Below are 21,633 nucleotides of genomic sequence, written 5' to 3' on the forward strand. Positions count from 1 at the left end.
CTTCTGGCAGCAGAAGCCTCGCCCGCAAAAGCCTTGGGTCGACAATGAAGATATTCGGGTTTCAATTGATCTTTGGTGATTTCCTCGCCCGCAGTGTGCGGGGTATCTCCTGCGCGCCACCCTCCGGCCTCAGCATCGCTGGCAACTAACGTTTGTTAATTCCAAAAGCATGATGAGGCGCCAAAATGGCAGATTTATACGAAAACCCAATGGGCCTGATGGGTTTTGAATTCATCGAATTCGCATCGCCAACCCCGAACACCCTGGAGCCGATCTTCGAGATCATGGGCTTCACCAAAGTCGCGACCCACCGTTCCAAGGACGTGCACCTGTATCGCCAGGGCGCGATCAACCTGATCCTCAACAACGAGCCGCACAGCGTGGCCTCGTACTTCGCGGCCGAGCATGGTCCATCCGTGTGCGGCATGGCGTTCCGGGTCAAGGATTCGCAAAAAGCCTACAAGCGTGCGCTGGAACTCGGCGCACAGCCGATTCACATCGAAACCGGTCCGATGGAGCTGAACCTTCCGGCGATCAAAGGCATCGGCGGCGCGCCGCTGTACCTGATCGACCGCTTCGGCGAAGGCAGCTCGATCTACGACATCGACTTCGTGTTCCTCGAAGGCGTCGATCGCAACCCGGTCGGAGCGGGCCTGAAGATCATCGACCACCTGACCCACAACGTGTATCGCGGGCGCATGGCCTACTGGGCGAACTTCTACGAGAAGCTGTTCAACTTCCGCGAAATCCGTTACTTCGACATCAAGGGCGAATACACCGGCCTGACCTCCAAGGCCATGACCGCGCCGGACGGCATGATCCGCATTCCGTTGAACGAAGAGTCGTCCAAGGGCGCCGGGCAGATCGAAGAGTTCCTGATGCAGTTCAATGGCGAAGGCATCCAGCACGTGGCCTTCCTCAGTGATGACCTGGTCAAGACCTGGGATCACCTGAAAAGCATCGGCATGCGCTTCATGACCGCGCCGCCGGACACCTACTACGAAATGCTCGAAGGCCGTTTGCCGAACCATGGCGAGCCGGTGGGCGAACTGCAAGCGCGGGGCATTCTGTTGGATGGTTCGTCGGTGTCGGGCGACAAGCGACTGCTGTTGCAGATCTTCTCGGAAACCCTGATGGGGCCGGTGTTCTTCGAGTTCATCCAGCGTAAAGGCGATGATGGTTTTGGCGAGGGCAACTTCAAGGCGCTGTTCGAATCCATCGAACGCGACCAGGTCCGTCGTGGTGTGTTGGCCACCGACTAAGCCATAACGCCTATAAACCTGTGGGAGCGAGCTCGCTCCCACATTGGGTTCTGGGTGAGGTCAAGGTCGGCGTTGTCGCATCAAATGCTTGAACCCTTCGAACACCAGCACCAGCACCGCCATCCAGATCGGGATATAGGTCAGCCATTCGCCGGCCTTGATGCTTTCCCCCAGCAGCAACGCGACGCCCAGCAACAGCACGGGCTCGACGTAACTCAACAGTCCAAACAGGCTGAACGGCAGCAAGCGACTGGCGATGATGTAGACCACCAGCGCCGACGCACTGATCACGCCGAGCAACGGGATCAGCAGCGACAGCCATGGATGCTGGTCAAACACGTTGAAGCCCTGTTCACCGCTCTGCACGAACCAGAATGCCACCGGCAGGGTCAGGCTCATGTCCAGCCACAAGCCGCCGAGGTTGTCCGTTGCCAGTCGCTTGCGCAGGACGAAATACGTGGGGTAGCCGATGCACACCAGCAAGGTTGCCCAGGAAAATCCACCGACCTGATACACCTCGTTGATCACCCCGAGGCAGGCGAAAAACACGGCGATTTTTTGCAGGTAGGAGAGGCGTTCGCCATAGACCAGTCGGCCGGTCAGGACCATGGTCAGCGGCAACAGGAAGTACCCCAGCGACACATCCAGGCTATAGCCATTGAGTGGCGCCCACATGAACAGCCAGAGCTGCACGCTGACCAAGGCCGAAGAGAGGATCAGGGCGAGCACCAGAACAGGCCGGCCTGCGACTCGCCGCACAATGTCGACGACGCGTTTCCACTCCCCGGACACCACCATGAACACGGTCATGCACGGCACCGTGAGCAACATGCGCCAGCCAAAAATTTCCACGCCACTCAAGGGGCTGAGCAGCGACGTGTAGTAGTACATGACGGCAAACAGCACCGAGGCTGAAACCGATAGAGCGATACCTTTAGACAAACTGTCCTCGCGAGGTTGAAGGTGAAACGGGGTGCGGAGGATACGCGGTTTTTGTGCAGAATATTGGCCGTATGATCAATATTCACAACACTCTGGGCAAGACCCGAAACCCTGTGGGAGCTGGCTTGTCGGGTCGCCGCATCGCAGCGACCCGACAAGCCAGCTCCCACAAGCGAAATGTACCGTCAGTGGCTACGCGGTTTACGGCCCGACACGAAATGACTCACGTCATTGAACCCCGGCGTCGACGCATGCCCCGGCGTCACCAGTGAATCGATGAACGCTTCATCTTCAGCCGTAATCTTCACTGCCTGGGCCTTAGTGTAGGCGTCCCATTGCGCTTCGGTACGCGGGCCGACGATGGCCGACGTCACGGCGCTGTTGTTCAGCACCCAGGCAATGGCGAACTCGACGATGCCGACGCCACGGCTTTGGGTGTACTGCTGGATCTGCTGGGCGATGCGCAGCGACTCGACGCGCCATTCGGTTTCCAGGATGCGTTTGTCCTGGCGTCCGGCACGGCTGTTGGCGTCCGGGGTGACATCCGGTGCGTACTTGCCGCTGAGCACGCCGCGCGCCAACGGACTGTAAGGCACCACGCCCAGGCCGTAGTTTTGTGCGGCGGTGATCTGCTCGGTTTCGGCCTGGCGGTTGACGATGTTGTACAGCGGCTGGCTGATCACCGGCCGGTCGACGCCCAGTTGGTCGGCAATGCGAATCACCTCGGCGATGCGCCAACCACGATAGTTCGACAGGCCCCAATAGCGGACCTTGCCCTGGCGGATCAGGTCGCCGATGGCCGACACCGTGACCTCCAGGGGCGTGTTGTGGTCTTCGCGGTGCAGGTAATAGATGTCGAGGTAGTCGGTGCCCAGGCGCGTCAGACTGGCTTCGATACCGTTGAAGAGGTGCTTGCGGTTCAGACCGCTACGGTTCGGCACGCCGTCCACCGGGCCGAAACCGACCTTGGTGGCCAGCACCCATTCCTGACGGCGACTGGCGATTGCTTCGCCGACGATTTCTTCTGAGCGGCCATGGGTGTAGACGTCGGCGGTGTCGATGAAATTGATGCCCTGATCCCAGGCCTTGTCGATGATCCGCAGGGAATCTTCGGTGCTGGTCTGTTCGCCGAACATCATGGTGCCCAGGGTCAGGGTGGAAACCTGCAGTCCCGAATGACCCAGCGTGCGGTAGCTCATGACGAAGTCCTTTTTACCGGTGGAAAGGCTCAATCAAATACCAGAACACGTGCAGGGAGCAAAATGAAAAATCGATCAACTTCCAATCCAGTCACGCGGCACCCGCCGGGTTTTGTGGAAATGAGCAATAATCGTGTGACCGCCAGTGCAGGGGGACCGGCGTTATTGTTTGTGGCGGTTGGCCGCCTGGATGCATCGGAACTGGAGAATGCCCATGAAAGTCGTGATCGCCCCTGATTCGTTCAAAGACAGCCTCAGCGCCCAATGCGCGGCCGATGCCATCGCCCTCGGTTGGGCGCAAGTCTGGCCCGATGCGCAGTTGATCAAATCCCCGATGGCTGACGGCGGGGAGGGGACGGTGAAGTCAGTGCTGGCGGCGACCGATGGCGAACCGCGCCGTACTTTCTCGGTTCGCGGGCCGTTGGGCGCGCTTGTGAATCCCGCTTGGGGCTGGTTCCCCGACAGCCATACCGCGATCATCGAAATGGCCGAAGCCAGCGGCTTGCAGTTGGTCCCGGAGGATCAGCGCGATGCGTGCATCAGCAGCACGTTCGGCACCGGGGAGTTGATTCGCGCGGCCCTCGACGCAGGGGCGCAGCGGGTGATCCTGGCCATCGGTGGCAGTGCGACCAATGACGGTGGCGCCGGGGCCATGCAAGCGCTGGGCGTGAAGCTGCTCGACGCACAGGGCCAGTCTCTTGCACCGGGTGGCCTGGCGCTCGGGCAATTGGCACGCATCAGTCTGGAGGACCTCGACCCGCGTCTGGCCAACGTGCGTTTCGAGATTGCGGCGGATGTGGACAATCCACTGTGCGGGCCTGACGGCGCCTCGGCAATATTCGGTCCGCAAAAAGGTGCCTCGCCCGAGCAGGTTGAGCAATTGGATCGTGCGCTTGGGCATTTTGCCGATCACTGCGCCAACGTGTTGGGAAAAGACCTGCGTGACGAGCCGGGCAGTGGTGCAGCGGGCGGCCTGGGGTTTGCGGCGAAGGCATTTCTGGGGGCGCAATTCAAGGCGGGGGTCGAGTTGGTCGCCGAATTGATCGGGCTGGCTGAAGCCGTGGCCGGCGCCGATCTGGTGATTACCGGCGAAGGGCGTTTCGACGCGCAAACCCTGCGGGGCAAGACACCGTTGGGTGTGGCGCGCATTGCCCGACAGAGCGACGTGCCGGTCATCGTCATCGCCGGTACGTTGGGCGAGGATTATCAGGCGCTGTACGAACACGGCATCGGCGCCGCGTTCACCCTGGCGAGCGGGCCGATGACGCTGGAGCAGGCCTGTATCGAAGCCCCGCGTCTGTTGCGTGAACGGGCCACGGACATTGCCCGGGTCTGGCAGATGGCCCGGCGCAAACACTCGGGCGGATAGCACCCGGCTCGCTGTACTTTGCGCCAGCGTCACGCTGTCGGGAATGCCCGGCAGCGCATGGCGCGACCTCCCTCCCCATGATCCACCAACGGCTGAACCATCACGTCGACCAACGCCAGGGCCTCGTCCAGATACCCCATCAGGGTTTCGGTCGTGGCCTCGGGGTGGACACTCAACAGTGCGCGGCGCGGCTTGTATGTCGGCGCACACGACGGCAAAAAACGCGGGTACCTGTCAACTTTGACAGTATCGCGTTAAAAAAAAACGGCGCTTAATTTGCCCAGGTCTTGGGACCGGGCAGAAAGACAGGGGGCGTCGCAGTCGTTGAGCCATATGTTGGACCTGCCAGAAAGTTTTGCCAGCCATGAACCTGTTCATGGCTGAACTGAAACGGATGTGGAGAGTTAAACATGGCAAGTTCATTTAAAAGACTGACGGCCGAACAGGTGCGGGCCAATTATCGGAAGCAATTTTTTGTCGCCGATTTGGAGGTCCCTAAAATCGTGGATGCCATGCCCGGGGATCCCGACGGTTTGATTCACAAGGACAAGCTTGGCGCAGCGTTGAAAGTTGAAATTCCGGTGTGGGATGACCGGCCTCCTTTTTCAGGAGTTTTCAATGTGTTGACCCTGGAGTGTCTGCTTTCTAGTTCACCCGAATGGGTACGTATCGGCGCTCCGAAAGATATTCCCTGGCCAGGCGATCTGCCTGACGACGAATTTCCGCTGGAAGAGGAGATCCCTCTCCATATTTTCAGAGACTATGAGGGTGAGATTTCGTTTCGCTACCTCGTAAAGAACTGGCATGACAATTCTGTAAGGGCATCTCCAGCGGCTCCGCTGACCATCGACAGGACCGGGCCGCTGTGGGCAGATCCCGAGCATGCGGTGATCGATATCGTCGAAAAAACCGTGATCACCGATGCCGTTCTGGCACGCGATAACGGGGTCTTTTGCGTGATTCCCGATTTTATCGAGGCTAAAAGGACCGATGTTCAGGTTATCGTCGCCTGGCTGGATAGAGTGCCTTTGCCCACCGAGGATATTACCCAGTTCGTCGTGCTTTTTACCCCCCTGCCTCCCGACCGCAAAGTGTTGGTGCCGGCTGATTTTGTGCGGCGATATGGCTCGAAAACCCAATACGCCGTGGCCTTCTTGCAAGACAAGGCCGGCAACCGTGGCGAAATGTCGTTACCGGCGACGGTGAACGTTGCGCTGGGCACGCTGCCCAGTGGCTTGCAGCCCTGCGCGGTGCCTCTGGCCGCTGATGGCGTGATTGATCGGGCCGATGCGGCTTTTCCAACCAAGGTTCATATCCCGATGTATACAGGGTGGAACCCCGACGACGGCGTTGTGGTGAGTTGGGGGAACACGGAACTCGCCCGGACTTCTGTCGGTGCGCACCTGCCGTTTGATCTGATGATCTCTGTGCCCTGGGCTCATATGGCCGGCGAGTACGACTTCAATTCAGCCACCCATGTGCAACCCGTCAAGGTGGATTACAAGATATTGAGAGGCGACTACCCCTTCGATTCGCCTGGCGCCATTGACGTCGATACGGACTTTGCTCGCCCCGGGCCGGGCGACCCGGGCGTGGACCCTGGTCCGATTAACCCGGATCTGAATCTGATCGTGTTCAAGAGTTCCAGCGACAGCGATTCCGAATTGGTTGAGGGTGATATCAACGAGAATGCAGAAGCGTTTATCAAGCTGTTAGACGGCGCGCTTGTCGGCGACACCTTGACGCTTTATTACAATCGCGTGCCCGTTTCTTCACCCCCTTACGTCGTAGACGGAACCGAGGCGCCAGGCGAGGTCATCCCATTTGTCATTCTGTGGGACGAGATCAAACTCACTCCGGTCATGAAAGACTTGCCGCTGCATTACACCGTGACCCATGCCGACTTCGCGAACCCGCAAGAGTCCCTTCCTACCACCATCGACGTGATGGTCGAGATCGTCGATCTGCCTGAGCCGGAGTTTCCTGCGGCTGATTTTCCGGGTGGTTTAGTCAACTGCAACAGCCTGCGGTTCAAGGCTGCGGGAAGTACGGAATATGGGATCTTTGTGCATATCCCCAAATCAACCTATCTGAAAGCAGGCGTAGAAGTCGAACTGGAGTGGCAGTCCTACGAATTTGACGGCATTACACTCATTACCGGCACCGACTACGAGGAAACGGTGACCGTGTCTGACGAGCAGGAAGCGAACGGCATCAATTGGTTTGTCCCCTATTTGAAATGTTTGAAGCCCACCTATAGGCCCCCCATTCAGGGTGGTACAGGCATTGTGAAGTACAGCATCGAGGTTCGCGGCACGCCCGTGTCGTCAGATCCGGCCAGCGTCTACATTGCCGTATTTGAAGCTGACGGCGGCCCGGGTAACGACCACTGCCAGATCCCTAGACCTTGAAATCATTCAGCGACGGGCAACAGGAGGAAGGCGTCTTTCCGTTGCCCGTCGTTGAATTGACTTAAATGCAGGATAAGTCCTACAGACTCATCCCGTCGGTCTGAGTAGATTTTCCGCCCCGTTCGTAGGGCAAAACCATCTGCCCTGATGAACTCAAGTTCAACGACTTCCTGCGGTGCCAGATGAACGATCAACGAAACTTTGCCTTACAGCCTCTGTCGGCCACGCTGAAGTGGATGACGCTTGTGCCCTTGTTACTGACCAGCACGCATGCGTTTGCAAGAACCGTTGTTGATGGGCAGCCGCGGGATATAGACGGCAGTGTTGCCGCCGATCAATACCTGCTGCGAAACCAGGCGAGCCTGACCGCCACCGGTGCTTCGACCAACGACATCCGGGCTGAATCGAATTCCTCCTTGACCCTCAACGGTTCGACGGTGACTTCGGCCGTCAGCACCATTGGTGTCGAACTGGTCAACAGCCAGGCAACGATCAACCGCAGTACCGTCACCGGAGCCAGGGTAGGCCTGTCACTGGGCTCCCTGGCTTCCACGCCCGTGGGCTCCACGGCCACGGTGACAGACAGTGTGATCACGGGGGGCACGACCGGCATTGAGGTGGGCAGTCTTGGTAATCTGACCCTGACTCGCGCTGTGGTCACGGGCAGCAGTGCAGTGGGATCGGGGCTTCAACTGTCCAGTGGCACCGTCTCGGCAACGGCCAGCACGATCCGCGGCGGCGCTCAAGGCGTGCGGTTTGTGCCCGGCAGTAACGCCGGCGAACTCAGCAAGCTGGTGTTGGACAATTCCCTGGTGCAGGGGCAATCCGGCTCGGCGATACTCATCAACGACTTTGGCCTGGCCCCCATCCTGGCCACGATCGAGGTGAACAACGGCTCCACCCTGGTGGGTGGCAACGGCAAAATCCTGGAAGTTGACGGCTCATCGACGGCGAACATGATCGTCGATAACAGCCACCTGGTGGGTGACGTGGTTGCGGGCTCCGGCGCCACGGCCAATATCACGTTGCAAAATCAGTCGACCCTGACCGGCCGCCTCGACAATGTCAGCCAACTGACCGTCAACAGCGATGCCCGGTGGGTGATGGTCGGTGACGGCAACGTCGCCAACCTGGCCCTCAATGGCGGTGGCGTGCAGTTCGGCAACCCCGGCGAATTCTTCAAGTTGACGGTGGGCAATCTGTCGGGCGAGGGCGGTACGTTCTTCATGCACACCAACTTCGGTCAGGTCGACACCCTGACCGTCACCGGTACCGCCACGGGTAATCACGACGTCCGGATCGATGCCAGCGGTTTCGAACCGGTGGCGGCAGCGTCGCTGCCGGTCATCCATATCGCTGACGGCGACGCGAAGTTCTCGTTGCTCGGCGGCCAGGTAGACCTGGGCGCGTACTCCTATGACCTGATTCAGCAGGGCAACAACGATTGGTTTTTGAACACCGCGTCACGGGTGATCAGCCCTGGCACTCAGTCGGTACTGGCGTTGTTCAACTCGGCGCCGACCGTCTGGTACGGCGAACTCACCACCCTGCGCAGCCGCATGGGTGAGTTGCGCATGGACGACGGCAAGGCCGGTGGCTGGATTCGCGCCTACGGCAACAAGTTTGATATCAGCACCGGTGCCGGCGTGGACTACCAGCAAACCCAACAGGGCCTGTCGTTCGGTGCCGATGCGCCACTGCCGGTGGGAGACGGCCAGTGGCTGGTGGGTTTGCTGGGCGGTTACAGCAAGTCTGACCTGAACCTGAGCCGAGGCTCCAGCGGTACGGTCGACAGTTATTACGTCGGCGCCTACAGCACCTGGCTGGATAAGCCGAGCGGTTACTACTTTGATGGTGTGTTGAAATTCAACCGCTTCGAGAACGAGGCCGACGTCCATCTGAGCGATGGCAGCAAAACCAAGGGCAGTTACAACAACAACGGTGTCGGTGCGTCTGTGGAGTTTGGCCGGCACATCAAACTGCCCAATGACTACTTTGTCGAACCGTACACGCAATGGTCGGGCGTGGTGATCCAGGGGCAAAGTTATGACCTGGACAACGGCCTGGCGGCAGACGGTGATCGAGCCCGCTCGTTGCTGGGCAAACTCGGCGCCACGGCCGGGCGCGATTTCAACCTGGGTGAGGGCAAGGTCGTACAGCCTTATGTGCGTGCTGCCTACGTGCATGAGTTCGCCAAGAACAATGAAGTCGCCGTCAATGACAACGTATTCAACAACGACTTGTCCGGCTCCCGTGGCGAGTTGGGGGCCGGGGTCGCGATGACCCTGACCGACAAGGTGTCACTGCACGCGGATGTCGATTACAGCAACGGCGAGAAAATCGAACAGCCATGGGGCTTCAACTTCGGCGCTCGTTATAAGTGGTGATCCCACCAACAGCTGATACGGGGGAGTGAGTCTCTCCCCCGATTTTTTGACATAAACGCTTGCCTTTTGTGGCGTGTGTATCAGGTAAAGACATGACACTGCAATTGTAGAAAGCCCGCCGGAATCACCCATCACGGTCTTCATTTCGGCGCGTTACTGAATGAGGGAACCACCATGCCCAAGCATCGCGAACCTTCCAGCCAGCCTGAAACCGCTCTTCCTCCCCCCCATGTAATCGGGGTCCTGCCCGCCGTTCCGGGGGGTGAAGAAAACCTGTTGCCCAAGGACGGCTGGCTGCGTCCTTTGCGAATCGAATATGGTTGGTGGAGCGATCCGGTGCCCGTGTCCGGGCGTTTCGATGTGGTTCAGTTGATCTGGGATAACGATGAAGCCAATCCGGTCGCGGAAAAAAGCTACGACAACAGTCACTATCCCGATCCCCCTCCTGATCTGTGGCTGGAAGTACCGGCTGCACGACTGGAGGAAGGGATTCATACTTTGTATTACCGGCTGCTGCCGTGGAACGGTTCAACGCCAAACCCGTCGGTAGCAGTCACGATCACCATCGACAAAACCCCTCCGATACTCGCTGCCGACAGCAAGTTGATTTTCCCGTCTGCAATCCTGCCGCCCAACGCCATCACTGCCAGTTACCTAGCCGACCCGGCCAACAACGATCAGGTGTTGGCAACGCTGCCCGGCTACAACGTAATGAAAGCAGGGGATGAGGTCAGCATCTATTTGGAAACTTCACCGGGCGGGCAGCAAGTCGTTTATACAAAAACACTGACTCAGACTGACCTGGGCAAGCCTGTGCAGGTGGCCTTTGCCGGTGACCTGCTTCGCCGTGCCAATGGCAATTTTTTTGCGACCTATCGGGTGCGCGACAGGGCGGGCAACGGCAACGATGTCTTATCCAGCCCGGTCGAGCTGATCGTCAATATCCGTCCCCCCACCCCTCGCAAATTTCCGACCGTCAAGGAAGCGTCGAGTACGCCCGCTGGCACCGGCGTGTTGAACCCATTCAGAGGCACAAACGGTGTCACCGTGGTGGTGCCCAGGGACGAAATCGACCCGGGAGAAGAGGTCGCCGTGGATTTCATCGGCTTGGGTGGCGAGAGTGGGGCCGGTTCCGTGGTCGGCGTCAGGCCGACTGTCGCCGGAGGCCTGGAGTTCGCCATTGCGGCTGCCGTCGTTGCGGCAAACATTCCTGTGGAGGGCGATGGGCGCAAGGTCGAGATACGTTATCGGGCCGATACCAGCGTTTCGGCGACCTTCACCCTGAGCATCGATGAAATATCGTCGACGACCTTCGGTTCGGTCGAATGCGACAAGGCGCAGATCGGCTCCCCGGCGACGCTCTCCAAGACCACCGTTGCCCAATCGGGCGCGAATATCCAGATCGAAGAGTGGGCGTACCACACCAATGCCCAGTTGATTAATGTGTGGGCCACGACGGCATCGGTTCGCACCGACTTTCTATCTGCTCAGCCAACCCCGATTTCGGGGGGCGGCAAGTTCACCACGGCCTTGCCCAAGGACTACGTTGCAGCGCTGGCGCTCAACAGTACATTTACGTTGTACGCCAGCGTCAGTTTTGACCAGGGGCATAGCTACCGTTCCTTCAAGGCGATGCTGATCAAAGTGATTGCGTGATCAAGGGGCACACCCCCCGGCAGGTCGACCTGTCGGGGGGTGAGGCTTACTTATAGGTAACGGTAAAGGCCAGGGATGCATCCGCCGAACCCGCCGAGACGTCCGCGGTGGGGCCGGTCTGATAATAACGGGCGTTGAACTCCAGGAGCATGCCGCCGCTGGCCGGAATGACGCCTTGAACCACATCGCTCTCCAGGGCCACGGGGGTAATGGCATCGCGTCCCAGTATCTGAATGCCGACACCCCGAGCGCTGGCACCACTGCCCAGACTGAACAAACCTTTGCCGGCATCCAGCGTGGTGGAGCCTGCCACCGGGTCCAGTCGAATATGAGCATTGGCCACGAAACCGCCGGGCAGCGGGTCGGAAATACAGGAGTTCAACGCAATGCTGAAAGGAACCGCCAGGGTGGTATGACCTTCGCCCGTGAACTCGGTGTCTGGCCACTCGCCGAGCTTGACCGGGTCGGCGCTTACCGGGTTGGTGGACAATGTGCATTCGGCCTGGGTGACCGAGCCGCTCAAGGCCAGGCTGAACGCATTGGGCACGTCGGTAAAGGAGGCCTTGAACATTTCATTGCCGGAGTCCAGCGGGTGCATGCCTCGCCCGATCGGTCCGGTTTTGATGAGTGTGACGGTGCCGCGCAACACTGAGTGCTGAAGCACGAACGGCGTACTGAAGTCGATGTAACCGTCGAAGGGCACCGTACTGTCAGCCGCGTTGAGCTTCCAGAATCCATTGGTGATTCCGTCGTACGGACTGCCCAGCTTGATCAGTGCGCCAACGCCATCGATATTGGTGGCAAGCACCGTGCCGCTCGCCGGAAGGCCATTCAATCTTGGCGCAGGGCCGGGTGCCGGCGGGGCCGTCGCCATGGCATTGAATGTCAGTCGCGCACCGTCCGTCGCGCAATGGACGGATAAACCGCCGCCACTGACAAGAAACGGCTGCTCGGTCGGACCGATCGGGTCGCCGATCCGGGCGTCTCGAGGAATGTATTGCACACCCAGGTTGGCGACGTAGTTGATCGGACCGGCATTGCCGTTAGCCCAGTAGCAGCCGTTGGCGTAAGCAGAATTCAAAGGCAAGAGTCCACAGGTGGCGAGCGTGAGCAGAACGCCGGAGAGTATTTTTTTCGACATGCTGTGTTCCTGGTAAAAGCACCCGGCACGCTCACTCGCGCGCCGGGTGTTGAAGGGCAAGGGGTTACATCAGCGGCAAGTCAGGTCCTGAACCCGATAACCCTGCTCCATGGGCATCGCCTGAACATCGACCTGCAGCAGGCATTGCTCGGTGACCGCGTTGCCCCATTGCACATTCAGGGTTTGCACACCATCGACGGTGCTCAGCAGCACCTGGCCAGCCTGGCCGACAATGCCGAGGACTTCGCCATCGCCATTGCTGACCTGCGCACCAAAGGGCAGGGGAGCGCCAAGGCTGTCACGGGCGGTCAACACCAGCCTTTGTACGGCTCGGGCAGGAAATGCCACCTTCACCACGGCACCTCGACGAGGCACCACCTGGGCGATGCCATTGTCGATCTCCACATTGGGATCGAGTTGGTCGGTGTCGAGGATGACCCGGTTCATCCGATAGGGCTGCAGATAGGGAATCAAGGCGTATCCCTGGTCGTTGGTCTTGACGCTGGAAGCGTTGACCAGACCGACGCCCGGGATCTGCGGGACATGGGCCAGACCGCTGGTTTCTCCCAGGTACGGACCGAGCGCCAACCCCTCTGGATGAAGCAACAAGGCGCCGCTGGCATTGAGCGACAGATTGTTGTACGCGGAGCCTTGGGTAAACCCGGCGCCGATGCTGGCAACAGAGGTCTGGTAGCCCAACGCCAGCTCGGCGGTTTGATCGTCATATTCGGTGTTGGCCAACGACGCCCGATAGTTGAGGCGATCGCCCTCGGTCAGGCCCGACAGGGTGGCCCGCTGGCTATACACGCCGCGGTTCGACCGTACGTCAAAGGTGGCGCTGGTCGAGCGGCCGAAATCCAGTGGCAGCGAAATGCTCAAGCCGAACTGACGGTCACTGGAGTGCTGGTCATTGAGCGATTGCGAGGCATACAGGTTGTAGCTGACAGCGTTATGGCGGGTACTGAAATTGAACTGGAATTGTCGCTGCCGATAATCGGAGCGCCAGAAGTCCTCCTGGGACAGGGTCAGGCTCAACGAGCTGTAGGCACCGATATCCTGGAACACCGAGGCTTCCAGCAGGCTGCGTCGACTGCCGTGGTAACCCCGGTCGGCACTGCGCTCGCGTATGGCTTCGGCAAAGTCTCGATAGCCTTCGGTCGAGTAGCGATACCCGGCAAAGCGCAGGTTGGTTCTGGTGTCGAATGTCTTGCCGTACTTGACCGCATAACTCATGCCCTGAACGTTACGGCCGCTGTCATGAGCGTCTATGTCGGCCGAGGAACGTGTTGCATCCAATGACAGCGCGCCGAACGAACCCAGGTTTTTGCCGATGCCCAGGGTGCCGGCCTGATAAAAGTCATTGCTCATCAAGCCGCCGTAGAGCGTCGAATTCCAGCCAACGCCAGTGGCCAGCGTTCCTTGCCAGACCAGGGCATCGTCCACGGAATAGGTCGGTGCGTTGTAGCGGCCCAGGCTGGCGCTATAACGCCAGATACCTTCACGCAGCAGGTTATTGAGTGTCGAATAGGGTTGGGTGAAGCGTCGCACCTGGCCGTCGGCTTCGGTCAGGATGATTTCCAGTTCGCCGCTACCGCCGGCGGTCGTCAGGTCGTTGATTTCATAGGGCCCGGCACTGACGTAGGTGGAGTAGATCGGATAACCGTTCTGACGGATTTCGAGCCTGGCCCGGGTCTGCGCCACACCCCGCACCACCGGAGCATAATTTTGCTGCGAATCGGGCAGCATGCCCAGGTCGGACGCCACCTGGACCCCGCTGATCGGAATGCTTCTGAATATATCCCCGGGGGTGTAGGTTTCGCCGACGGTCAGTTGCGAGTGCGTGCCGGGAATGTCCCGTTGCAGGTAGGTATAGGCGCGCGACCATGCGCGTTCGCCCTGGGCATCGCTGCGAAATACGTTATTGCTGCGCAGGCGCCATGCCCCCAGGTTCAAGCCGCTGTTGAAATACAGGTCCTGGCTGCTGTTTTGGCCGGCGCGAGCGCTGCGGCCCTGTTGCGCGGACACCTGGTAGTTGATGAACGCCGAATTGATTCCGTAATCCCATAGATCCGGGTCGACGTGGCCGGACACATCGCGACGCATGGCAATCTGCGGAACGGAAATCGACAGGGCCAGTTGACCTCCGTCGAGCTGCGCCAACGCGCCGGGCACCAGGCGTGGCAGATCGATGCACGTTCCCTGCGCCATTTCAGGGTCGGCCAGGGCGTCGAGCTTCACGCCGATTTCCGCGATCAGCTGCGCCGACAGGCACGGTGTCAGTCCAGTGCCTTCGGCATTGGCGACGAACTCGATCTCGCGACGGTCAAAGAAGTTGCGGTTGACATCGATGCTCACCAGATAACGTCCCGGCGCCAGCTCCTGCCCCTTGGAAAGTGTTTTCAAGGCCAATGCGCCGGCATCGCTGGCACGGTTGTCGGTTTGACGCATGAAGCTGGACTGAAACTCCACATCGCCCTCGGCCACGGCAGGCCGGGTCTCCAGCATCGCAAGGCTGCCGCCGGCAAAAATGAAGGCGGGGAACAGATGACGGGCAGGCGTTATGCGTCGGTACGGAAAAAAAATCATGGCAAAAGTCCGCACCTGTTAAAGATCAAATTGAACCGGCAACGTCATCGGGTCGGTGTATCCGCCGTAATCGGTGATCACCGAGAAGCTCACCTGCATTCCCGGGCGCGGCTGGAAACCGTCCAGTTCATAACTGCGGGATTGGAGTGGCAACGACATGGGCGTGTCTTTAAGGGAAACGGTTTCGCCGTTCGCATTCAGTTCTATGCGCACGAAAGACACATGAAACGGGGTGGGGTTGTTCAGCACCAGGCGGCTTTGACCGTCGACTTTTTTGACCGACCAACTCAGGTCCTTTAAAGCGTCCAGGGCATTGCGTTTAATTTCCACAGGGCGATAGAACAACTTGATGCGCGTGCGCAATGAGATATTCAGCTGATTGATGTCCGCACTTTCCCGCTGCGGTATTTCCTGGACATTGAAATAAAAAAGGGATTCGCGATCTTTCGGCAGCGTATTGGGCAGCGCATTGATTTGAACTTGTTGCTCTTTGCCGGCATTCAAGCGAAACAGCGGCGGAGAGGCGATAAAGGGAACGGCAGTGGTCTGATCGTCGGCCTCGGTATTGACCCAGGTTTGCACGGCGAAGGGTTTGTTACTGGGGTTGTTGACACTCAGTGAAACATTGCGCTTGTCACTGTCGAACACTACACGCGTATTGCTGACGGTCAGGGCGGCATCACTTTCGGGTAACCAAAGACTCGTAGCGCCCAGCAAAAAAGCAGCAAGTAACCCTGTTCTGTTACGAGCAGAGTGGTTAGTCAAGCCAGACATGAAAAAACCCTAAATCGGAAAACGGCAGGAAGCAACGGGCGCTGTGGCCCGTTGCTCATGCAAAGGAAAGAAGTATCAGTTGATATCAACGCGGAAGTTGACATCGGCATCGGCAGGGCCGGCCGTCACGGTCGCCGCAGTGGCGACGTATACAGCGGTGAAATACATCAGGGTTGGATCAGTTTCACTGAGCGGGTAAATGGCCGACTTGGTGCCGTTTTTCACCAGGGTGTTGGTGTTGTCCTTGATGCCCACCGCAACGCCTTTCGCCGCACCGGCGACAGGCTTGATGCCGTAATGATCACCACCGCCGCCTTGAACCGAGGTGTAAGTCACGGTTGCATTGAGTTTGGCCGGATCGAGAACGCAGCCGCTGCCCGGAGTGATGCGCATTTGAAAGCCGCGACCGCCGCCTTCCGAACCGACACCGGTGAAAGCACCGGTATCCACCGAACCCAGATTGACCAGGTTGCCCACCGCGCCACTTTCCGGGTTGACGATTTCAATCGGGCAGGAAGCGCTGCTGATTTTGCCGGTGAAGTTGATGGTGCCGGTGTTGGCGAACGCCGAAGTGGCGGCCAGGCTCAGGGAAAGTGCCAGTGGAAGTGCGAAAAAAGAGGTTTTCATGTAAGAAAAATCCTTGCGTTGTTAGTTCGGCACTTGTTACGCGAGACAGTGCCGGAAGTGCTCACGATGACGTGAGTTGAGGAGGGTAAAGTTGTCTCGGCGGCGGGAGTTTAGGTAAGAGGGCAGGGCAAGGATATGAGAGAACTCTCAGTATTCATCAGGCGGTGTTTGCAGATGTGTCGTGATCATGTTGTAAATGAAAAAGGCCCCACTTTAAGAGGTGGAGCCTTTTGTTAAACGTTTTATCTTACTGGTATCCGATTGCCGATTCTCTTTCTAATGGCTGCGACTGATCTTTGGTTTCTTGCGGTTACTGGATCGGTCACATTGGCAGGCCGAATTCCTCCATTGAACTCAATTATTTGATTCGCCTGCCTATCGGAAAGTCTCTCAAGGTCCCACCTAGAACCACGCCCACCAGCGCTGGGCGGTGAGGGTGCCTGAAGTTCCCTCGGTGCACGTGAAGGACCGGGGCGTGCAGGTGTAGGTACAGCCGTTGCTGGCCGTGACGGTTCTGCACGAGGAGCGCTCTGTGGCCTTGGACTTCCATCAGCTCCCCGTGGCCCAGGTTCCCCGCGAGGTCCCTGAGGCCCAGGTTCCCCGCGAGGTCCCTGCGGTCCTGCCGGTCCTGCCGGTCCTTGAGGCCCCACTGGCCCTTCAGGCCCTTGTACTCCACCGCTTGGACTGCCAGGTTCATCCGGCAAACGGGTTACAGAACCCCGCTGCTGCTGTAGACGCCCACGTGCTCGACCGAACCACCTCGCGATGCCTTTTTTAGCTGCAGCACCCAGGAAGAGGCCGCCAAGCGCCGCGTCGATCCCCCCCGAGATCAAGGCGCTCGTCCCGTGCCTCTCACGATCAACCAGTTTGGTTGCTTTCTGGGACAGGACGCTTTCGTACATGGCATAGGCACCGCCGCCAAAACTGATGCCTGTAAAAATGACGGTTTTCGTAATGGCCGCCACGCCAACGGGTGGCGCAACAAATACCATCGCGATGGAAAAAACAACACCCAGGCCCGCCAGAACCCCACCGATAATACCCTGCACGTCGCGCCCCCGTTTGGCATGCCCAGTCGGATCGACAAAGTTGATCGGGTCCCCCGCGCAGTACACATAGGGATTAATCCCGCCGGCACCAAACGGGCTCAACGAATCCGGGCTATGAAAGCGCATCAGCGTTGGATTGTAAGCCCGATATCCCCGCCCCAGCAGGTACCAGCCGCTGAGTTCGTCACGCACTTCACCGTTGAAACCCAGCAGGCATTTCAGGTCATCGTTCGGGTTGCGTTCGCCATAGGCGCCATAGACCGCTTTTTGCAGCCCATCGCGACCACCTTCGGCCAGCACACTGTTTTTGACGTCCGTCATCAGCAACAAGGCTTGCTCCGGGGCGCTTTGCTCTTGCTGGCCCAGAGGCTGGTCGTCGAGGTACAGGTAATCAATCTTTCTGTTGCCCTGTTCGGTGCGGCTCAGGCGATCGTCCTGATAGAACCGCAACGTTTCAGCTTGTGCGCCCCGGGTCACGCCCAGCAAATGGTTATGGGCGTCGTAGCGGTACTGGCTGACGTCTTTGCCACTGCTATCGGTGACGCGTAGCAAGCGGCCCTGGGCGTCGTAGTGCAGGGTCTGGCCGATTTCGTCGTGCAACAGGTTGCCGTCGTCGTCGTAGTCGAGCTTGCAACTGGTCGGGTAGTGCGCGTGGCTGTGGGTCACTTCGACCAATTGACATGGGTCGTCCGCAGCGAAATAACTGATGGCATCGTCCCGTGTGCCGTCGGCAAACAGTGTGTAGACCCCAATCACATTGTCCAGCGCATCGAAGTCGAATAACTGTTCCTGGATGGCGTTGTTATAGCGATCCCGAGGCCGGGCAGGGCCTTCACAGTTATAGGCGACCATGCGCCCGCGCTGATCATAGCCGAACGTTTCGTGCAGCTCGGTCACGCCATCCACTTGCAAATGGCGCACCTCCAGTTTGCTGTCATCGCGGTAGGCCAGGGTGATGGTTTGCTCCGGGTGACCGTCGAGCGCCATCGTGCGGCAGACTTCCCGGCCCTGGTCGTCAAAGGCCAGCGTGGTGGTCATGGCTTGTTTGCTGTAGGTGTTACTGGTTGTGGTTTTGCACACTCGCCCCAGATCGTCGTAATCGAATGTGGCGACCAACTCGCCTTGAGTGACGCTTTTGAGCCGAGCCTTTTCGTCGTAGGCATAGGTGCAGGTCAATCCGTCGACATCCAGTCGGGTCAGTGGACGCCCGGTCAGGGTGTAGGTGTAACGGCTTTCCCAATGTTTGCCAGTACGTTCGTCCTTCCACAACTCCTTGAGCAACTGGCCACTGTTGTTGTAATTGAAGCTCAACTCGCCCTGAGTGTTTTGCGACAAGGTCAGTTGCGCACTCTGGGGGTCGTAGTTGAAGCTCGACTGCTCGTCCGGGGCAATACTGCCAACCGGCGTGCCCACGAGGCCCGGCGTGTATTCGTAGGTGATCTTTTTGCCGCTGGCGGTGATCGCCGTGCTGACCTGAGATTCGCCATCTTTGTATTCGAATGACTGCAGACGCGGCCCGACTTTCAAGGTGGTCCGGCGTTCCAGGCCATCGAAGGTCTGGGTGCCTACGCTGACCGCATCTTCATTGACGAGTACCTGCAGGTCGATAGGCAGCTCACTGTCACTGTGCTCGGCGTAAAGGCGGCGCACTTTGGTGTAGTCGGGCAGGGTCGTGGTGTGCAGTCGGGCAAACAGATCGAACTCGAAGCGGGTGGACTCGCCCATTTCGTCGATTTGCTCAACGCAATTGCCCAAACCGTCATACAGATACTGTTGCGTGCTGACGACCTTGTCCTGTGCGTCCAGTGCCTCGACTTTGTCTTCCTTGCCAAATCGGTTGAGCGACGCGCGACGTTTACCACTGACCTTGATCGGGGCCACGGCACTTTCAATCCAGCTGCGCAGGGTTTGGGTGGTCGGATCGACTTCGGTGACCTGCGCCACGCCATCGGCGCCGATCATTTTGTACGCCTGGCCCCAAGCGTCGTATTGATGGTGGCTGGTCAAGGGCTTGTCCACGGCGCCTTCCCAGTCGGTGATGGTCTCGCTGATCAATTGCCCAAGGTTGTTGTAGGACGCCCTGTAAGTTTCGCGAAACGCCTGTGCGTCGCCGCCGAGGGCGTCGGCGTCCCGACGCGTGACTTTGATCGCGCGATTGTGGCCGTCGAGGTAGGTGATGGTTTCAACGCCCTTGACGTCCTTGACGCATTGCGTCGCTTGTTGACCAACCCTGCCATTGGTCAGTGTATAGGTATAGGTACAACTGGCCTTGTAGTGATCGGAGTCTGGCGCGACGATCTCTTCGATCACTCGACCGAGGCGGTCGTACTCGAACGCGACTTTTACGTCGCTGTCATCCTGGGTGAGCAGTCTGAAACCGTTGAGCAACGAATGCTCCTCGGTGATGGTTTTGCGTATCGGCGCGCTCGGTGTGTCATCGCAACCGATCAGCTCACTGTCGGTACGCATGACCATTGCCCCTGTGCGGGCATTGCGGCTAATGCTGTAGCGGTACACCGTTGTGGTCAGGGTCTCGGCAAGACCGTGCAATGTTTGCGTTATCCTGTTGATGAGGCCGTGGGTCAGCGGATTTTGAGGTGTGTTGAGGTAGTCATGGCGAATGTTCCGTAGCTGCGTCGCCACGCGTCCATCCACCAGGTGCTGCAGCGTTTCATCGCGCAGTACCAGCCATGGCCCGGAACCGGCGAGACCGAGTTCGGCCGTATAGGTGTAGCGGGTTTGCAGGGTCGGCGCCTCACCGTACGCGGACCGGGCGGGGGTCACCGTCTTGCTCTTGAGGGTGCGCACAAACCCCTGCGGATCCGCCGGGCATCCTGGTTCGCCCTCGGCCTTGTACCACTCGTTGGTTTCGGTCACGCCGTCGGCGTTGACCTGGGTCAGCAGGTTGCCGAAGTCGTCGAAGGTGGTGGTGACGACTTCCTCGTGGCGGGGCAGCGTGATGTTGGCGAGGCGCCAGGTCTGGGTGACTTGCTTCGGCAGTTGGCAGTAGGGGGGCTGATCCTTGAAGTCCAGGTCCGGATTGATGTGATACTCGGTTACGGTGCTCTGCAGGGTGCTTTTCGCCGGATCGCTGGCGTGCTGGGTAGTATGTTCCTCCGTCATCAGATGAAAGCGGTTATACACCCGCCGGGTTTCCCGGGCCGCCTTGCCCGCCAGGGCGTCCCAGAGGATTTCCCGGGTTTCGTACTCATACGCCGAGCGCACTTTGTAAAGATTGTCCAGGCCATCGTCGGTCCACGTCAGGCCGCTGCCGTAGCCCAGGAAATTATAGTCCCGAGTATCGTACTCATAGCGGGTTTCGATGGCGGGCTGTCCAAAACCGGGGTCGCGCCTGTGGCTCGCCACACGCGGCAGCGTGCGCTCGGCCTGGCCTGGAAAATAATGAGCGCGGCTTGAATAGGTGACGGTTTCATGACCGTCGATGGGGGTATAGACCTCTTTGAGGCAGGTCAGGCCGCTCTGGGAAACGTAGCCAAAACGCCACGAGGCATTGTCGTCGGTCGGCAGGACCAGGGAGTTGCTTTCACCGCCGAGAATGCTCATCTGGAACAGCGCTTCGAAAGCACTGCCCGGGTGCAGCGTGATCTTCAGCAGGTTGATGGTGCGCTCCAGACTGAGCAAGTGGGTGTTGTCGGTATCGTTGGTGATGCTGCGTAACAGCGGTTCGGTGCCGAAGGCCACATAATCGAGTGTGACGCCGTGCCCCTGGGGCGAGAGCATTTTCACGGGCAGTGCCACCTCACCCTGACGGACCTCGAGGATCTCCACCAACCCGGCCTTGTGTTCGACGCGATAACGTTTGTTGCCCAAGTCATGGAAGTGAAAGGAGTCGATTTTCTGTTCCGGAATCACCGGGCCATTGGGCCCGCCGAGGATGACCTTGAACGTTTCACCGGTATACAACGACAGCACGCCGTTGGTGGGGTTGAACTGCGACATTTGCAAGTTCCAGCCCTTGCCAAAGCCGCTGTCGGCAGCATTGAGCGGGTTGAAGCTCAGTTGCAGCGGAACGACCGGGCCGCACAGGTTATTGGCTTTCAGTTCGGGAAGGGAAATGACACAGGTGTATTGCCCCGTGCGCGGATCGACCTGGCTTTGAATGAAGTCCATGAAGTTGAAGGCGTTGGAATGAATCGAGGTGGACGTGCTCATTAAAGGCGCCTCGTTATTTGACGAAAAGACAAAAAGATAAAATTATTTGAGAGGATG

General features: G+C 59.0%; 13 protein-coding genes. 5 read left to right on the forward strand and 8 right to left on the reverse strand.

The window, feature by feature from the left end; all coding sequences use genetic code 11:
- Positions 1 to 185 precede the first annotated feature (185 nt).
- Positions 186 to 1,262, forward strand: coding sequence for a 4-hydroxyphenylpyruvate dioxygenase (gene hppD, locus ACX3YF_RS23515; RefSeq protein ID WP_198131782.1), 1,077 nt, complete (start codon positions 186 to 188; stop codon positions 1,260 to 1,262).
- A gap of 60 nt (positions 1,263 to 1,322) precedes the next feature.
- Here the strand turns inward: hppD and rarD are convergent, their stop codons facing one another.
- Both rarD and ACX3YF_RS23525 read right to left on the reverse strand, forming a co-directional pair.
- Positions 1,323 to 2,204 (reverse strand): EamA family transporter RarD, encoded by an 882-nt coding sequence (gene rarD, locus ACX3YF_RS23520; protein WP_130210274.1) that lies wholly within the window; start codon positions 2,202 to 2,204, stop codon positions 1,323 to 1,325.
- Positions 2,205 to 2,389: 185 nt separating this feature from the next.
- Entirely contained in the window at positions 2,390 to 3,403 is a 1,014-nt protein-coding gene (locus ACX3YF_RS23525) for an aldo/keto reductase (protein WP_130210276.1), read from the reverse strand.
- A gap of 214 nt (positions 3,404 to 3,617) precedes the next feature.
- Between ACX3YF_RS23525 and ACX3YF_RS23530 the strand changes: the two genes are divergently transcribed.
- A complete protein-coding gene (locus tag ACX3YF_RS23530; RefSeq protein ID WP_448646632.1) occupies positions 3,618 to 4,772 on the forward strand; it encodes a glycerate kinase in 1,155 nt (384 codons plus the stop codon).
- 29 nt (positions 4,773 to 4,801) lie between these two features.
- Here the strand turns inward: ACX3YF_RS23530 and ACX3YF_RS23535 are convergent, their stop codons facing one another.
- The gene (locus ACX3YF_RS23535) at positions 4,802 to 4,948 is read right to left on the reverse strand and encodes a hypothetical protein (RefSeq protein WP_189340462.1); all 147 of its coding nucleotides are present in this window, start codon (positions 4,946 to 4,948) and stop codon (positions 4,802 to 4,804) included.
- 234 nt (positions 4,949 to 5,182) lie between these two features.
- Here ACX3YF_RS23535 and ACX3YF_RS23540 point away from each other — a divergent pair, with 234 nt between their 5' ends.
- The 3 genes from ACX3YF_RS23540 (at position 5,183) to ACX3YF_RS23550 (ending at position 11,226) form a co-directional block, all read left to right on the forward strand.
- Positions 5,183 to 7,183 (forward strand): hypothetical protein, encoded by a 2,001-nt coding sequence (locus ACX3YF_RS23540; RefSeq protein WP_458974394.1) that lies wholly within the window; start codon positions 5,183 to 5,185, stop codon positions 7,181 to 7,183.
- A gap of 236 nt (positions 7,184 to 7,419) precedes the next feature.
- The gene (locus ACX3YF_RS23545; protein ID WP_458974864.1) at positions 7,420 to 9,570 is read left to right on the forward strand and encodes an autotransporter outer membrane beta-barrel domain-containing protein; all 2,151 of its coding nucleotides are present in this window, start codon (positions 7,420 to 7,422) and stop codon (positions 9,568 to 9,570) included.
- Between the two features lie 276 nt (positions 9,571 to 9,846).
- The gene (locus ACX3YF_RS23550) at positions 9,847 to 11,226 is read left to right on the forward strand and encodes a hypothetical protein (protein ID WP_458974395.1); all 1,380 of its coding nucleotides are present in this window, start codon (positions 9,847 to 9,849) and stop codon (positions 11,224 to 11,226) included.
- 46 nt (positions 11,227 to 11,272) lie between these two features.
- On the opposite strand, the gene ACX3YF_RS23555 is transcribed toward ACX3YF_RS23550, so the two are convergent.
- The 5 genes from ACX3YF_RS23555 to ACX3YF_RS23575 form a co-directional block, all read right to left on the reverse strand.
- Positions 11,273 to 12,367, reverse strand: coding sequence for a fimbrial protein (locus ACX3YF_RS23555; protein ID WP_458974396.1), 1,095 nt, complete (start codon positions 12,365 to 12,367; stop codon positions 11,273 to 11,275).
- 69 nt (positions 12,368 to 12,436) lie between these two features.
- A complete protein-coding gene (locus tag ACX3YF_RS23560) occupies positions 12,437 to 14,953 on the reverse strand; it encodes a fimbria/pilus outer membrane usher protein (RefSeq protein ID WP_458974397.1) in 2,517 nt (838 codons plus the stop codon).
- 18 nt (positions 14,954 to 14,971) lie between these two features.
- Positions 14,972 to 15,727, reverse strand: a complete 756-nt coding sequence (locus ACX3YF_RS23565; protein WP_458974398.1) for a fimbrial biogenesis chaperone — start codon at positions 15,725 to 15,727, stop codon at positions 14,972 to 14,974.
- A gap of 75 nt (positions 15,728 to 15,802) precedes the next feature.
- On the reverse strand, positions 15,803 to 16,354 hold the full coding sequence (locus ACX3YF_RS23570; protein ID WP_458974399.1) for a fimbrial protein: 552 nt from the start codon (positions 16,352 to 16,354) through the stop codon (positions 15,803 to 15,805).
- Positions 16,355 to 16,596: 242 nt separating this feature from the next.
- The gene (locus tag ACX3YF_RS23575; protein WP_458974400.1) at positions 16,597 to 21,576 is read right to left on the reverse strand and encodes an RHS repeat-associated core domain-containing protein; all 4,980 of its coding nucleotides are present in this window, start codon (positions 21,574 to 21,576) and stop codon (positions 16,597 to 16,599) included.
- Positions 21,577 to 21,633 lie beyond the last annotated feature (57 nt).

This window comes from Pseudomonas fluorescens group sp. PF-69, from assembly GCF_054481235.1.

Bases quoted from the DNA above. Each gene is read 5' to 3' on its own strand.
- hppD (WP_198131782.1), top strand. From the start codon at position 186: ATGGCAGATTTATACGAAAACCCAATGGGCCTGATGGGTTTTGAATTC.
- ACX3YF_RS23525 (WP_130210276.1), bottom strand. From the start codon at position 3,403: ATGAGCTACCGCACGCTGGGTCATTCGGGACTGCAGGTTTCCACCCTG.
- ACX3YF_RS23530 (WP_448646632.1), top strand. From the start codon at position 3,618: ATGAAAGTCGTGATCGCCCCTGATTCGTTCAAAGACAGCCTCAGCGCC.
- ACX3YF_RS23540 (WP_458974394.1), top strand. From the start codon at position 5,183: ATGGCAAGTTCATTTAAAAGACTGACGGCCGAACAGGTGCGGGCCAAT.
- ACX3YF_RS23545 (WP_458974864.1), top strand. From the start codon at position 7,420: ATGACGCTTGTGCCCTTGTTACTGACCAGCACGCATGCGTTTGCAAGA.
- ACX3YF_RS23555 (WP_458974396.1), bottom strand. From the start codon at position 12,367: ATGTCGAAAAAAATACTCTCCGGCGTTCTGCTCACGCTCGCCACCTGT.
- ACX3YF_RS23560 (WP_458974397.1), bottom strand. From the start codon at position 14,953: ATGATTTTTTTTCCGTACCGACGCATAACGCCTGCCCGTCATCTGTTC.
- ACX3YF_RS23565 (WP_458974398.1), bottom strand. From the start codon at position 15,727: ATGTCTGGCTTGACTAACCACTCTGCTCGTAACAGAACAGGGTTACTT.
- ACX3YF_RS23570 (WP_458974399.1), bottom strand. From the start codon at position 16,354: ATGAAAACCTCTTTTTTCGCACTTCCACTGGCACTTTCCCTGAGCCTG.
- ACX3YF_RS23575 (WP_458974400.1), bottom strand. From the start codon at position 21,576: ATGAGCACGTCCACCTCGATTCATTCCAACGCCTTCAACTTCATGGAC.